Raw genomic sequence first — 13553 nt, 5'->3', positions numbered from 1 at the left:
GGGGTTGTGGGGTTGTGGGGTTACTGGGGCTGTTGTCGGAGTCGGAGGATGTGTGACTTCCTTCGACTTCAGCCCGGTCGCCGATTAGATACTCCGGTGGAGAAACGCGCATATGCCCAGTAGACACACAAGCGGTTTGAAGAGTAAGCAAACCGGACATACCGCGCAATCGTTGCAAATGTCACAAAACGTGCTTCGCTACCGAAATCTAAGCTGTTGTTAACGTGCCGTCCCTAGGTTCGAAAAGCATGCAGATGTTCAGTGAAAACTCATCGCTAGGTCTTCGGGGGAAGTACTTCAAGGAGAACTTTCGGTATGACTTACCGGCTTCGCTGGTGGTTTTTCTTGTAGCGCTTCCACTTTCACTCGGAATTGCCATCGCTTCAGGGGCGCCGGTCATGGCGGGGCTCATCGCGGGTGTGGTCGGCGGTATCGTGGCCGGAATGATCGGCGGGTCCCCGCTGCAGGTCAGCGGACCGGCAGCAGGTTTGACCGTCGTCGTCGCCGAACTGGTCGCCAATTTCGGTTGGAAGGTCACGTGTGCGATAACGGTGGCGGCAGGTGTTCTGCAGATACTGTTCGGTCTGAGCCGGGTGGCGCAGTCTGCGCTGGCCATTGCGCCCGTCGTTGTCCACGCGATGCTCGCCGGCATCGGCATCACCATCGCCCTCCAGCAGGTCCATGTCCTGCTCGGCGGGTCCTCACGTAGCGATGCCTGGGAAACCTGACGGCACTGCCCGGACAGATCGTCGACTTTCGAAGCGCTGACGTGCTCGTGGGCGGCCTCGTCGTCGTCATCATGCTCGCCTGGCCACTGCTGCCGGCGAACGTCCGGAAAGTGCCGGGTCCACTGGTCGCGATCGTCGCCGCGACCCTGGTGGCCATACTCGCCCCCATCGATGCCGAACGTATCGAGCTCGGTGGTAACTTCTTCGATTCGATTGCCCTGCCGGAACTTCCGACAGGCAACTGGGGTGCTGTCGTTCTCGGTGTGATCACCGTGGCGTTGATCGCCAGCGTCGAATCGTTGCTCTCGGCCGTGGCTGTCGACAAGATGCACACCGGTCCACGCACTGACTTCAACCGCGAACTGCTGGGTCAGGGGAGCGCCAACATCATTTCGGGCATGCTCGGCGGACTGCCGGTGACGGGCGTCATCGTCCGCAGTTCCACCAACGTGGCCACCGGCGCCCGCACCCGCGCCTCGACCGTCATGCACGGCTTCTGGCTGCTCGTGTTCTCGGTGCTGCTGACCGGGCTGGTGCAGCAGATTCCGAAGGCCGCGCTGGCCGGACTCCTCGTGGTCATCGGTATCCAGCTGGTCAAACTCGCGCACATGCGACTGGCGCGGCGAACCGGCGATCTGTGGGTTTACCTGATCACGATGATGTCGGTGATCTTCCTCAACCTGCTCGAGGGCGTCGGAATCGGGTTGGCCGTCGCGGTCCTGGTGCTGATCTGGCGGGTCGTCCGCGCCGAGATGACCGCAGAACACCTCGGCACCAAAGGTTCTCGGCAGTGGCGGGTGAGCATCAGGGGTTCGCTGAGCTTCCTCGCATTGCCGCGCCTGACGAAGACGTTGGCCTCGGTCCCGTCAGACGCGCACGTCAGCATCGAACTCGATACCGACTACCTCGACCACGCCGCGGCGGACACGATCGAAGACTGGAAGCGGGCGCACGAAGCGAACGGCGGGACGGTGCTCATCCAACAGACCGGCGGAGCGACCATCGAGGACGCGCCCGTTGCGCCGCCGCAGCGTCGTACGCCCTTCGGCCGAGGACTGGGTCTGGTGCCATGGAAGTCCTGGCAGTCCGGGGTGGCCACCGACGCTCCCAGGGCGCTGCAGCCCATCACCGATGGCGTCGACGAGTACCACCGCAACGGCGCCGACGAACTGCTCGGCTACCTGACGGATCTGGCAGACGGACAAGACCCGGACACACTGTTCATCACGTGCGCCGACTCCAGGGTGGTCCCCAACGTGATCACCTCCAGTGGTCCCGGTGACCTGTTCACGGTTCGCAACGTGGGCAATCTCGTTCCGGCCGCTCCGGCGACCGACACCTCGGTGGAGGCGGCCATCGAGTTCGCGATCGACGAACTCGATTAGAGTTCCGCTGTGGTGTGTGGACATTCGTCGTGCGGAGCCATGAAGGCCCTCATCGCCGGCGATGCCTCGGACGACGGTGGCCCGGTGGCCAGTTGGCTGCAGAATGCAGCGCCGTCACTGGCGGCGTTCCGGTCGGGCCATCCCGCAGGGCTCAGCGCCGCGCAGGCAGGGTTCGACGAGGTCGATCAGCTCGGCATCGTCAACGTCGCCCTGCAGCTGCAGACCCTGCAGCGCCACCCCGTGGTCGGCAGGGCTGTCGCCGACGGGCGCATGCGGGTGGCCGGCCTGTTCTTCGACATCACCACCGCTCGCATGGTGACCGTCACCACGAGCGGAGTCGAGGTGGGTGAGCCGGACGGCGTGCTCCGTTCCTGATCACCCGACTGCCCTGATCACCTGATTGTCCGATGTCTGGTCGGTCGATGACTACTGCTGGGCTGCAATGGCTTTACGCAGACTCAGCAGGGTCATCGACTGAACCTTCAATCGGCCGGCGGCGCCGGTGTTGACGTGGTCGACCGACGCGTAGAGCAACGCCCACATCATGTTGATGATCCAGGCCGCGTCGAGTTCGCGGTCGATGGAGCCGTCGCGACGTCCGCGTTCGACCGCGTCGACGACGGTGCTGTCTGAGAAACAGATCTCCTGGTCGTTGACCCCGGCGGCGAAGAACAGCACCGTCAGCATGTCACTGAGTTCGAAATACTCCTGACACAGTCGCAGCACGGCGTCGAGACCATCTCCGGCGGCGAGATCGGCCCTGGCCCCCGCCTCGGCCATCGACTGTTCGCCATAGCGCCCCACGGCGGAGAGCAGATCACTGCGTTCCGGGAAGTACCGGTGCAGCGTGGTGCGACCCACCCGGGCGCGATCGGCGATCTCCGACAACGGCGCCGCCGGAGATTTCGCGAGAACGACGACTGCGGCGTCGAGGATGGCCCGGCGGGTCCGTTCGCGGGCGCCGGTTTCGGCGGCGGGGTGCGTCGCAGTCATGGTCGTGAGTTTAGTGCACATATGATCCGGAACGGTACATCGGCGTTTGAAAAGGAATTTTACTTGTCCGTAGTGGAACATGTGTGTTCCACTACGGGGGTGGAAACTTCCATAGATCGGCGCGGTCCGACACCCATGACCGAGGCCGGTGGACTGCGAAATGCGAAAGTGCTGGTCGGTTTCGCGCGGCCGCACCGGCGCTCGATTCTGCTGGGTCTGGCCTTGGCGCTGTGTGGGTCGGCCACCGTCCTCGCGACGCCGATGGTCACCAAGTGGATTCTGGACTCGCTGGGCACCGGCGCGTCGATGCAAGGCCGGTATGGGTTCTGATCGCACTGCTGGTGGTCGGTGCGATTCTCGGCTGGGCCCAGTGGGTGGTGCTCGGTACGACGGCGGAACACATCGTCTTCGACGCCCGCGGCTCCCTCGTCAAACGTCTGCTCGGCTCGACCGTGCCCTCTGTGCAGTCGCGTCCGGTGGGCGAACTGGTCACGCGCGTCACCTCCGACACCGTGCTGCTGAGGGAAGCCGCATCCACTGCCGCTGTGGGGGTGGTGAACGCGACCTGCGTGACGATCGGGACTGTGGTTCTGATGGGTGTCCTCGACCTGATGCTGCTGGGCGTCACACTTGCCGCGATCATCATCGTCGGTGCGATCTTCACCGTTCTGATGCCACGAATCGCCAAGGCAGAGGCCCTGACCCAGGAGTCGCTGGGTCACCTCGGCGGTGTGCTGGAAGGGAGTCTGAGGTCGGTACGCACGGTGAAGGCTGCGGGAGCCGAGAACCGGATCGGAGCCCTCATCGGAAAGAACGCGATGCAGGCGCGTCTGCATGCCGTTGCCGGCGTGCGCATCTCGGCCGGCGCATGGACGGTGGCCTGGACGGGGGTGCAGGGCGCCATCATCGCGATCTTGGCGCTCGGTGCCTGGCGGGTGGATTCGGGAACTCTCGAGGTGTCGGCGCTCATCGCATTCCTGCTCTATGCGTTCACCCTGATGGGACCGGTGGGGGAGTTGACCACCAACATCACCGCAGTGCAGTCCGGTATCGCCGCGGCCATGCGTATCCGCGAACTCGAGACGCTGGAGGCCGAACCCGTAACAGTCAAAGTCATTGACTCACAACTATTGTCGACGACAAACAAGATCTCTTCGATCGATTTCGATGAGGTGACCGTCCGCTACGGCGCGGATTCCGACGCTGCCCTCGACCGCGTGACGCTGCGGGTCCCGGCCGTCGGGCACACGGCCATCGTAGGACCGTCCGGAGCGGGAAAGACCTCGCTGTTCTCTGCGGTTCTGCGCTTCGTCGAGCCCGAGGCCGGAGTCATTCGCCTGAACGACGTTCCTTACCCGGATCTCGGTGTCGATGAGGTCCGGGCCAGGATCGCCTACGTCGAGCAGGAGTCCCCACTGGTGCCCGGCACGGTGGGCGATAACCTCCGTTTCATCCATCCGGACGCCACCGATGCCGAACTCGCAGAGGTGCTCTCACTGCTGCAACTCGACGAGGTGGTCGCGGCGCAGGCGAAGGGGCTCGATACCCCGATTCGTGACACCGATCTGTCCGGGGGGCAACGGCAACGTATCGCCATGGCACGTGCCATGATCCGTCCATCGCCCATCCTGCTACTCGACGAGGCGACATCGCAGGTGGACACGCTGACCGAAGCGGCGATCGTGGCATCGATCAAACATCGGGCCACATCCGGTGCCGTCCTCACCATCGCCCACCGGCTCTCGACCGTCCGGCACGCCGATACGATCGTGGTGATGGAGTCCGGTCGGGTACGCGCAACGGGAGATCACGAGCATCTGATGAAAAACGACGAACTGTATCGCCGCATGGTGCATGCCGGTGGATTTGACGTCCCCGCTGCGCAATTGGACGAGGTCGCGCGGTGAGAATCGCGGTTCTCGGTGCCAAGGGGGCGGTGGGGACACGGATCGTGACCAAGCTCGACGAGCGCGGTCACGACGTCGTTCGGGTCGGTCGCAATGGCGCCGGAGGCGATCGGGTGGTCGACCTCGGTGCGGCCGACACGTCGGCTTACGCAGCGGCGGTCGCGGACGTCGACATGGTGATCAATGCGTCGGGTCTCGAGAATGTGGCGTTGGCTCAGCAGGCCGGAAACGCCAGGTTCGTCGACATCAGTGCCACGTCCGGTTATCTGGAGAAAATTGCCGCGGCACCCGCGGCAGGCGGTGTTCTGGCGTTTGTCGGCCTGGCACCGGGACTCAGCACCTTGATGGCCTCCGAGCTTGCTGCCGAAGCGGGTGATCACGTGGATGTGGCGCTGACCCTCGGTGAGGGTGAGAAGCATGGCCGGGCCGCGGTCGAGTGGACTGTCGGCTTGCTCGGGTCGACCTTTGTCGACGGCTCCGGTCAGTCGGTCCGCAATCTGACCAGGCCGAGAACCCTCGAGGGCCCGGTCGGCAGCCGGAAGCGTTTTCTGAGGGCAGACTTTCCGGACCATGTCGTTGCGGGCGATGACGGCAGGCTCGTGGAGAACTACTTGGCGCTGGGTTCCGGCGCCGCGACGATGTCACTGCGAATTGCCAATCTCTGTCCGGCGGTGGGTGGTCCGTTGCTGAGGCGCGTACATCTGCCGGGCAGCGACGAGTGGTCGGTGCTGGCACGCAACCGGACCACCGGGCGATGGCTGCACACCTCGGGACACAACCAGTCCGAGGCAACGGCGACCATGACGGTGGCGGCCGTCGAAGCGGCCGAGAATCGGATCGATCCGGTGCTGTTCACCACCGATGTCCTCGAGACACACGGACTGACCCACTGGGACATCCACATTCGCAGCGGCCGCTGACACCGAACACACGGTGCGCTTGTGTCGCCAACCTAGGGGAGCAGGTTCCTGCGGCGGGCATTGGCGACTGCTTCAGCCCGGGAATGTGCACCCAGTTTGCGCATGGCACTGCGGAGGTAGCTCTTCACCGTCTCGGCGCCGAGGGAAAGCCTGGCGGACGCTTCGACATTGGAGCAACCAACGGCGACCAGGGTGAGGACATCGATCTCCCTGCGAGACAGAGAGATCGAATCCTCGATCTCGATGTCTCCGCCGATCACTCGAGCGAGACGATCAGATAGTGCCTGTGCCTGCCGGTTCGCGACGGAGTCGAGTGAGCCTGCGAGTTGGCGAAGGCCCGCGTGGATGCTCCGAAGTTCTTCGAGCGTCGCCGGGTCGGGTGCGTCGCGGGTACCGGCCCGAGCGATGGAGAGCATCTCGGTGCGGCGGTCTACTTCGTCTCTGATGGCGATCTCGGTGGCCAATCGCCGGCACGCCGCGACCACCGCGTCGGCTGTCATCCCGCCCATCGGTACCCGGTCCCGACGCGCGGCGTACAGCACCGCGCGGGGTATGGAGTCGACGACGACAGGCACCGCGAGCACCGACCGCAGACCTTCTCCGAGGACCGGCCGGTCGTAGTGATGGGTGATCGCATCGGCGCTGCGGTAGTCCGAGACCGACGCGGGCCGGAGTCGGTCGATGACGCGTCCGCCCAGGCCGGACTGCGAAGTGACGGCCAGTCCTCGCAGGCCGTTGGTCCGCGTGCCGGCAAATTCTGTCAGGAGCAGCGATCCGGCGTGGACCTCGCCACCGAACAGGACCGGAACCTCCAGCGCCTTCGACAGGCGGCGCATCTCGTCGCGAAGCGCGTCGGTGTCGCGCGGTCGGAGCAACGTATTCCGGCCTGTCACGTTCTCACCCCTTTTCGGGGGTAGCGGTTGGTCAACTGTGACATGGATCCTACCTAGGAGACCGACCGCCGAGAGAACTGAGGACCGCATGCCCACCACCACCGACCGTGTCGGCGAATTGCTCGCGCAGTACGACCGCCCGGATGCGTCGGCAGCCGACCTGCTGTGTGATCGTCATCCGGCCGACGCGGTGGCATTCACCGTCATCGAGACCGACGCTGCCGGTGACCTGGTGTCGCTCGATCTGACCTATGGGCACCTGCGCGAGCAGTCCACTCGATTCGCCGCGGCGCTCGCGGGACTCGGCGTCGAACCGGGGGACCGGGTGGCGACCCTGATGAGCAAGTCGGCGGACCTCGTCGTCGCCGCACTGGGGATCTGGCGACGAGGCGCGGTGTACGTCCCGTTGTTCACGGCGTTCGCACCACCGGCCATCGCGTTTCGCTTGCAGGCCAGTGGCGCCAAGGTCGTGATCTCTGACCTCGATCAGCTGCCCAAGCTCGCGGCCGGCGAGGACATGCCTGCGGACGCACCGTGGCGCGTCATCTCGGCCGGAGACGGAGCGGAGCGGAGCTCGACCAGTTCGACCGGAGACGGAGCGGAGCGGAGCTCGACCAGTTCGACCGGAGACGGAGCGGAGCGGAGCTCGACCAGTTCGACCGGAGACGGAGCGGAGCGGAGCTCGACCAGTTCGACCGGAGACGGAGCGGAGCGGAGCTCGACCAGTTCGACCGGGCCGTCGACCGGAGACCATCTCGAGCTGTCGGCGCTGATCGACGCCCACGAGGCCGACGATCCCGCCGGTGTCGCGGCCACCGTCGGCGGAGACGGGCTGCTCGTCGAGCTGTTCACCAGTGGGACGACCGGAACCCCCAAGGGAGTTCCGGTGCCGGTACGCGCCCTCGCATCGTTCCACGCCTATCAGGAATTCGGCCTCGACGTCCGTCCCGGTGACGTCTTCTGGAACGCCGCCGATCCCGGCTGGGCTTACGGCCTCTACTACGCTTTGCTCGGGCCGATGGCCGCCGGAACACGATCGTTGTTCCTGCACGCGGGATTCTCACCCGCCCTGACCCGGCGGGTTCTCGACGAGTTCGGTGTCACCAATTTCGCTGCTGCGCCGACGGTGTATCGCGCTCTGCGCGCGGGCGACGGTCCTGTCCCGGAGATCCGCCTTCGGCGGGCCTCTTCTGCCGGTGAACCGCTGACGCCAGATGTCGTCAGCTGGTCCGTCGACACCCTTGGCGTGGCGGTTCGCGACCATTACGGTCAGACCGAGCACGGCATGTTCATCGTCAACGCCTGGCACGACGAATTGCGTGCCGACGTGCCCGCCGGATCGATGGGGCGAGCTTTACCGGGGTGGTCGGCCGCGGTACTGCAGGAGGATTCGAACGATCTTGCCCCGGTGGGTGCCGTCGGCCGGGTGGCCATCGACACCTCGGCCAGTGAGCTGCTCTGGTTCTCGGGATACGTTGACGCCCCCGAGAAAACAGCAGAGCGGTACACCGAGGATGGCCGCTGGTACCTCACCGGCGATTCCGGTGCCGCCGATGCGGACGAGTTCTTCTATTTCTCCTCGCGAGACGATGACGTGATCATCATGGCGGGATACCGGATCGGCCCGTTCGACGTCGAGAGCGTCCTCGTCATGCATGAGGATGTGGTCGAGGCGGCCGTCGTGGGAAATGTCGACGAACTGCGCGGGGAGGTGCTCGAAGCTCATGTCGTGCTGCGCAATTCGGGCAGCGGATCACCTGAACTCGAGGCGGAGTTGCAGCAACTCGTCAAGAAGAAGTTCGCTGCCCACGCCTATCCACGCAGGGTTCATTTCATCGACGCATTGCCCAAGACGCCGAGCGGAAAGGTGCAGCGCTTCTTGCTCAGAAAACGGTGAACCCGGCAGGGTCTATGAGGTGCACGACGTTGTCCCCCGGCCGAATTCGCGCCACGTGCCGACGTTCGCGCCAGTTGCACCTGGCGCGAATGCGCGTACGTGGCGCGTACTTGTGTCAGGCGGCGGCGTGCTCACTGAGAGCAAATTGTGATGCCATCGGTAGGGCGAAAAACGTCAGGACGGCGTTTTGGCAGTGATCACCGTGCCGCATAGTTGTTTCGTCGCCTCACGCACGATTCGACGAGCTGAGACGCGAGCCTTGGCCGACGAGTTTCCGGCGGAGGCAATTCCGGCGGTTTCTCTCAGAATTGCCACGGCCAGAGCCGACGACGTGCGGTAGGGGATGACGAGCAGAGTGGCAGTTCTCTTCAATCCGGTCAACGAAATGATTCGCTGCGCCACCGGGATCAGGGAGTTCCTGATGCCGTCGTAGTCCACGGCGTCGAGATCGGGAAAAGAGTCGGAGCGCGTCCAGTTGACGGAGACGTCCCGAACGACCCCCAGCAGCGGGTTGAGGGCGCTGACCAGCAGAGGCAGTTCGTTGCCCACCCGAGCCGTCTCCGGCCACCAGGCTCCGTCGATGTTGGCGCCCCGTTCAGTTGCGAGGGTGAAGCGTATAGGCGCCGACATCGGTTTGCTCATTGTCAGACCCGGTCCGAAACCGATACCGACGGAGCTTCTTGCCGTTTCGCGGCCGGATCGGTCACCAGGTCGGAGAACACAGGTTGCGGTATCCGGCCGGAATCGGCGGCTTTCTGGGGGTCTTCGGAGTGACTACGTTCGGGGTGAGAGAAAAGATCTCGATCTTGCATGTTGTTGTCTTCTTCCTGCAGTGAACGCCGCGTGACGCTCGAAGTATGTGCCGGGCGGTCAGGGAGTGGTGTCTCGCTCTGACGGCCGGGTGGGAGATATCTGTGTCGCCGGGTGAAACCAGTTGCTGCCTCGGGCCCGAAACCGGGTCTGGTCAGCGCCGCAGCGGTGAGGATCGGCCTTTCGTTGCCGCTCGCGTGGTTGCATCGCCCATCCGAACCCGGCCTTCCCGGAGCTCACCGCGTGAGTCTCTGTGGGAAAGTTGCCGGCCGGTGAATGTGTCCGACCCCTCAAGTGTACGGGTAACCGGTTGTCCCTGGTGGTAACGGGCTTACGTGCCACGCCGATCGGTTGTCGCGAGCCCCTCTCGCCACAGAAACGTTCACCCAGATGTGTCGCAGTAGACGTGCCTGTCGCATTGACGTGTTCACGCATGAGCGAAAGCATTGGTGGGGAACGTTGACAAGGAGGTTCAAAGGTGAGCTCAACGATTGTGGTCGGGTTCGACGGTTCGGAATCTGCTCTCGAGGCAGTGATCTGGGCAGCGAAAACCGCCAAACGGCAGGGTAAATCGCTGTCTGTGCTCGGTGCGTACGAGACGCAGACCGCTGCGTATGCCCCCGCGCTGGTGATCCCGCAGGACGTCATCGATGTCATTCGCGCCGAGGCCGAAGCGAACGTGAAGAAGGCGGCCGCCGCTGTCGCCGAGGTCGCACCCGATGTGAAGGTGAAGGTCAAGGCGCAGGAAGGCCGTCCGGGTTCGCTGCTGATCGCGGAATCGGAAGAGGCAGACCTGGTCGTGGTCGGCAGCCGCGGGCTGGGCGGTGTGCGTGGGCTGTTCCTCGGCTCCGTCGGGGTCCATCTGGCCGCCCACGCCAAGAGTCCGGTGCTGGTCCATGCCGGGACCGGCGGTCAGGGCCCGGTCGTGGTGGGCGTCGACGGCTCGCCGCTGAGTGAAGGGGCTCTCAAAGCCGCTTTTGCCTACGCGGCGGAGCTGGGCACGGGCGTGCGGGTGGTCCATACCTGGACCGATCTGTCGTCGGACGCGCTCTACGGATACGGACTCGAGCCGCAGCAGCTTCAGCGGCTGGCAGATGAGGCCCAGGAAGTGGTGGCCGAACGCGTCGCCGGGTTCGGCTCCGATTATCCGGACGTCGAGGTGGAGCGGATCATCGTGCCGGATGGCCCGGCCGCGCAACTGGTGGAACACGCCAAAGACGCGCAGCTGCTGGTTGTCGGCAGCCGGGGACGCGGTGGGTTCAAGGGTTTGCTGCTCGGATCCACCAGCCAGGCGGTTCTGCACAAGGCGACCTGCCCGGTGCTGGTCGTCAAGACCCCCCACGAATGAGACCCCCGCTCGCCGCCTGTCGATCTTCGGCAGGCGGCGAGCGGTCTGTCTACCCGGCGGCGTCCGAGGCCATCGCCTGTGTCGACCCCTGTGGCGTGTCGGGTCCCGGGATTGCACCTGACTTCGGTAAGAGCAGTGAGACACCGAATCCGGCAATCAGCATTCCCACCGTGAGGACGTAGGTGTCGGCGACCGCGCCCGCCAGTCCGGGCGCGGCCACCAGCCGCTCCACATCGGGGAGTCCGAGTGCCGCCGCCATGCCGCCGTCGTCGAGGACGGGTACCCGGCTGTTGAAGTAGGCGGTCAGTAGCGTGGCGCTCGCCGCTGCGCCGATCGCTGCGGCGAACTGGTTGCCGGTGGTGAGGATGGTGGTGCCCGACGCGAGGTCGGGGCCGGTGATACCCCGCAGGGCAGCGGTCATGATCGGCATGAACGTCGAACCGATGCCGACACCCATCAGGATGCCAATACCCGCAATCGCGACGTACGACGTATCGGCAGCGAGCACCGACGTCATCAGCGACATGGCGACCACAGTGGCGCCGATGCCGAACCAGACGATCTTTCGTGGGTCGATCCGGTCGACCAACCGCGTAGCGATCTGCACCACGATGCCCGTGGTCAGGGCTTGGCCGATCATGAGCAGACCTGCGACGGTGGCACTGTCGCCCCGGGCCGCCTGCACGTAGATCGGCAGGATCATCATCGAGCCGAAGTACGCCCCACCGACGAGGAGCATGCTCGTCGCACCGACGGCCAGCGAACGTCGCTGGAGCAGGCGAAGATCGAGCAGAGGTCGTGCCGACCTGGTGGTGCGGAGGGCGAACAGCGCGAGCAGTCCGACGCCGAGCGCCCCCGGCACCAGCACCTGCGGGGTCAGTGGGTCGCCGTGGTCGCCGGCCCGGGAGAGACCGAAGACGAGCAGTGCGCCGACCATGAGAGTGCCGAGAGCGAGTATCGCTGCGACCTGCTTAGCCAGTCGGTTCATCCTCACGCCACCCCACGCGCGGCGACGGGACGTTCGGGCTTCAACAATTCTGCCCACCAGACCAATTCGTCCATGGCCTGCCGTGCCGAATCGGCAGCGGTGTCGCCGAGGGTGAGTGTCCCGTCATCGAGGTGCTCCCATGGCATGTGGATGACCACACCGTTGCGGGTTCCCACCATGTAGAGCTCTGCGAACACCGTGCGGAGATGTTCGACCGCTCGTAAACCACCGGACATGCCACCGTAGGACACGAAGGTGACCGGCCTGTGCTTCCACTCTGTGCGATGGGCGTCGATCAGAACCTTGAGTTCACCGGGGTAGGAATGGTTGTACTCCGGGGTGACGACCACGAATCCATCAGCGTGATCGAGCAGTCTGGTGGTGGCCGTTCCGGTGGGTTCGGCGAGGTCGACGACGTCGAACTCCATGCCCTCTGGAGGTAACTGGTCGAGGAACCACCGCGCGACGCTCGGCCCGATCCTGCCGACGCGCACACTCGCGATGATCAGTACGAACTTCAGATGTGTCGGTGTCATGGTTCCTGAGTATTCAAGTTCAAGTGAACTTGAAGTCAAGTACCCTGTGCGCATGGCGTTGAAAAAGTTGGAGATGACAGTCGGGGAGCTGGCGATCCGGGCCGGGGTGGCGCCGTCCGCCGTGCGGTACTACGAGGACCGTGGCCTGATCTTCAGTCGGCGCACCACCGGGAATCAGCGGCGATATCACCGTGCGATGCTCCGGCGTGTGGCCTTCATCAGGGCATCCCAGGCTGCAGGAATCCCGTTGGCCACCATCGGGTCGGTACTGGAGGCGCTCGGTGAGCACGAGTCACCGACCAAGTCGATGTGGCACAAGGCATCGCAGCGCTGGGTCGACGACCTCGACGAACGGATCGCGCTGTTGCAGCGGATGCGCGACCTCATGGACTCCTGCGTCGGTTGTGGCTGCCTGTCGATGAAGGCGTGCCATCTGCTGAACCCCGAAGACGCCTACGCTCAACAGGGGCTCGGCTCGAACAGGCTGCTCACCGATACGTGTGAACGCAAACTCGAGCAGGCGGACTAGCGCCCGATCACCTGCTCTGCAACAGATCTCAGCCGGCGGCGTCTGCGCCGGCCTCGAGGTCGGCGATGATCAGCTTGTCCATGGTCATCATGGCATCCAGAGCGCCCTTGGCCCGGGCGGGATCGGGATCCGAGATCAGCTCGTAGAGCCGGGTGGGGACGATCTGCCAGCTCAATCCGAAGCGGTCTTTGAGCCAGCCGCACCGGGACTCTTCGCCGCCTGCAGTGAGAGTGTTCCAGTAATAGTCGACCTCGTCCTGGGATGAGCAGGTGACGGTGAACGAGACCGCCTCGGTGAAAGTGAACTCCGGGCCGGCGTTGATGCCGATGAACTTCTGGCCGGACACCGTGAACTCCGCCGAGAACACGGCGCCGTCGTTGCGGGTGACGTTGTCGATCGATGAATCGGGAAATGTCTCCGTGTACAGCTTCATGGCGTCTTCGATGTTCTGGTTGAACCAGAGTGACGGGATGATCTCGGTCATGGCGGGCTCCTCAGCTCGAGTCGGGTCAGTGCGGCATTGCTGGTAGATAGACCGCACCGCCCTCGAAAACTCATCGCAGTGATCAAATTGCCGCTTTTGTTGCGATGTGCGACACCGTGTTGCGCATTACGCTGT

Annotated in this window: 12 protein-coding genes and 1 pseudogene; 7 read left to right on the top strand and 6 right to left on the bottom strand. The window is 64.6% G+C overall.

Going from position 1 to position 13553, the window contains the following annotated elements:
- The first annotated feature begins 254 nt into the window (after positions 1 to 254).
- Positions 255 to 2488, top strand: a pseudogene (locus BFL43_RS21115) (bifunctional SulP family inorganic anion transporter/carbonic anhydrase).
- A gap of 51 nt (positions 2489 to 2539) precedes the next feature.
- On the opposite strand, the gene BFL43_RS21110 reads toward BFL43_RS21115, so the two are convergent.
- A complete protein-coding gene (locus BFL43_RS21110; protein WP_084894551.1) occupies positions 2540 to 3106 on the bottom strand; it encodes a TetR/AcrR family transcriptional regulator in 567 nt (188 codons plus the stop codon).
- Positions 3107 to 3205: 99 nt separating this feature from the next.
- On the opposite strand from BFL43_RS21110, the gene BFL43_RS29580 reads away from it, so the two are divergent.
- From BFL43_RS29580 to BFL43_RS21100, 3 genes are read left to right on the top strand one after another with little or no spacing between them, the layout of a single operon-like run.
- Complete coding sequence (locus tag BFL43_RS29580) at positions 3206 to 3436, top strand: hypothetical protein (protein WP_240498397.1); 231 nt, start codon at positions 3206 to 3208, stop codon at positions 3434 to 3436.
- Positions 3379 to 5013 carry an ABC transporter ATP-binding protein gene (locus BFL43_RS21105; protein WP_240498396.1) on the top strand — a complete coding sequence of 545 codons (1635 nt, stop codon included), beginning with the start codon at positions 3379 to 3381 and terminating at the stop codon, positions 5011 to 5013. Before BFL43_RS29580 ends, BFL43_RS21105 begins: the two co-directional genes overlap by 58 nt.
- A complete protein-coding gene (locus tag BFL43_RS21100; protein ID WP_084894431.1) occupies positions 5010 to 5933 on the top strand; it encodes an NAD-dependent epimerase/dehydratase family protein in 924 nt (307 codons plus the stop codon). Before BFL43_RS21105 ends, BFL43_RS21100 begins: the two co-directional genes overlap by 4 nt.
- Positions 5934 to 5965: 32 nt before the next feature.
- On the opposite strand, the gene BFL43_RS21095 is transcribed toward BFL43_RS21100, so the two are convergent.
- Positions 5966 to 6769: a LuxR C-terminal-related transcriptional regulator gene (locus tag BFL43_RS21095; protein WP_084894549.1), complete on the bottom strand. Its 804-nt coding sequence runs from the start codon at positions 6767 to 6769 to the stop codon at positions 5966 to 5968.
- Positions 6770 to 6914: 145 nt separating this feature from the next.
- Between BFL43_RS21095 and BFL43_RS21090 the strand changes: the two genes are divergently transcribed.
- On the top strand, positions 6915 to 8723 hold the full coding sequence (locus BFL43_RS21090) for an AMP-binding protein (RefSeq protein WP_084894429.1): 1809 nt from the start codon (positions 6915 to 6917) through the stop codon (positions 8721 to 8723).
- A 174-nt stretch (positions 8724 to 8897) separates the two neighbouring features.
- On the opposite strand, the gene BFL43_RS21085 is transcribed toward BFL43_RS21090, so the two are convergent.
- Positions 8898 to 9353 carry a DUF5994 family protein gene (locus BFL43_RS21085; protein ID WP_143695449.1) on the bottom strand — a complete coding sequence of 152 codons (456 nt, stop codon included), beginning with the start codon at positions 9351 to 9353 and terminating at the stop codon, positions 8898 to 8900.
- A gap of 658 nt (positions 9354 to 10011) precedes the next feature.
- On the opposite strand from BFL43_RS21085, the gene BFL43_RS21075 reads away from it, so the two are divergent.
- Complete coding sequence (locus BFL43_RS21075; RefSeq protein WP_084894423.1) at positions 10012 to 10881, top strand: universal stress protein; 870 nt, start codon at positions 10012 to 10014, stop codon at positions 10879 to 10881.
- Positions 10882 to 10930: 49 nt separating this feature from the next.
- Here the strand turns inward: BFL43_RS21075 and BFL43_RS21070 are convergent, their stop codons facing one another.
- Both BFL43_RS21070 and BFL43_RS21065 read right to left on the bottom strand, forming a co-directional pair.
- Complete coding sequence (locus tag BFL43_RS21070) at positions 10931 to 11869, bottom strand: MFS transporter (protein WP_084894422.1); 939 nt, start codon at positions 11867 to 11869, stop codon at positions 10931 to 10933.
- A 2-nt stretch (positions 11870 to 11871) separates the two neighbouring features.
- The gene (locus BFL43_RS21065) at positions 11872 to 12405 is read right to left on the bottom strand and encodes an NAD(P)H-dependent oxidoreductase (RefSeq protein ID WP_084894420.1); all 534 of its coding nucleotides are present in this window, start codon (positions 12403 to 12405) and stop codon (positions 11872 to 11874) included.
- A gap of 52 nt (positions 12406 to 12457) precedes the next feature.
- On the opposite strand from BFL43_RS21065, the gene soxR reads away from it, so the two are divergent.
- Entirely contained in the window at positions 12458 to 12934 is a 477-nt protein-coding gene (soxR, locus tag BFL43_RS21060) for a redox-sensitive transcriptional activator SoxR (RefSeq protein ID WP_084894419.1), read from the top strand.
- A gap of 28 nt (positions 12935 to 12962) precedes the next feature.
- On the opposite strand, the gene BFL43_RS21055 is transcribed toward soxR, so the two are convergent.
- Positions 12963 to 13418, bottom strand: a complete 456-nt coding sequence (locus BFL43_RS21055) for a VOC family protein (RefSeq protein WP_084894417.1) — start codon at positions 13416 to 13418, stop codon at positions 12963 to 12965.
- Positions 13419 to 13553: the final 135 nt, after the last annotated feature.

The organism is Williamsia sp. 1135, assembly GCF_002095395.1.
Classification (GTDB): domain Bacteria; phylum Actinomycetota; class Actinomycetes; order Mycobacteriales; family Mycobacteriaceae; genus Williamsia.
Note: the sequence above shows the minus strand (reverse complement) of the source record. Positions and strands in the feature narration are given on the sequence as shown.

Excerpts from the sequence above, each read along its gene's own strand:
- BFL43_RS21110 (WP_084894551.1), bottom strand. The coding sequence starts at position 3,106 with ATGACTGCGACGCACCCCGCCGCCGAAACCGGCGCCCGCGAACGGACC.
- BFL43_RS21095 (WP_084894549.1), bottom strand. The coding sequence starts at position 6,769 with ATGCGCCGCCTGTCGAAGGCGCTGGAGGTTCCGGTCCTGTTCGGTGGC.
- BFL43_RS21090 (WP_084894429.1), top strand. The coding sequence starts at position 6,915 with ATGCCCACCACCACCGACCGTGTCGGCGAATTGCTCGCGCAGTACGAC.
- BFL43_RS21085 (WP_143695449.1), bottom strand. The coding sequence starts at position 9,353 with ATGTCGGCGCCTATACGCTTCACCCTCGCAACTGAACGGGGCGCCAAC.
- BFL43_RS21070 (WP_084894422.1), bottom strand. The coding sequence starts at position 11,869 with ATGAACCGACTGGCTAAGCAGGTCGCAGCGATACTCGCTCTCGGCACT.
- BFL43_RS21065 (WP_084894420.1), bottom strand. The coding sequence starts at position 12,405 with ATGACACCGACACATCTGAAGTTCGTACTGATCATCGCGAGTGTGCGC.
- soxR (WP_084894419.1), top strand. The coding sequence starts at position 12,458 with ATGGCGTTGAAAAAGTTGGAGATGACAGTCGGGGAGCTGGCGATCCGG.
- BFL43_RS21055 (WP_084894417.1), bottom strand. The coding sequence starts at position 13,418 with ATGACCGAGATCATCCCGTCACTCTGGTTCAACCAGAACATCGAAGAC.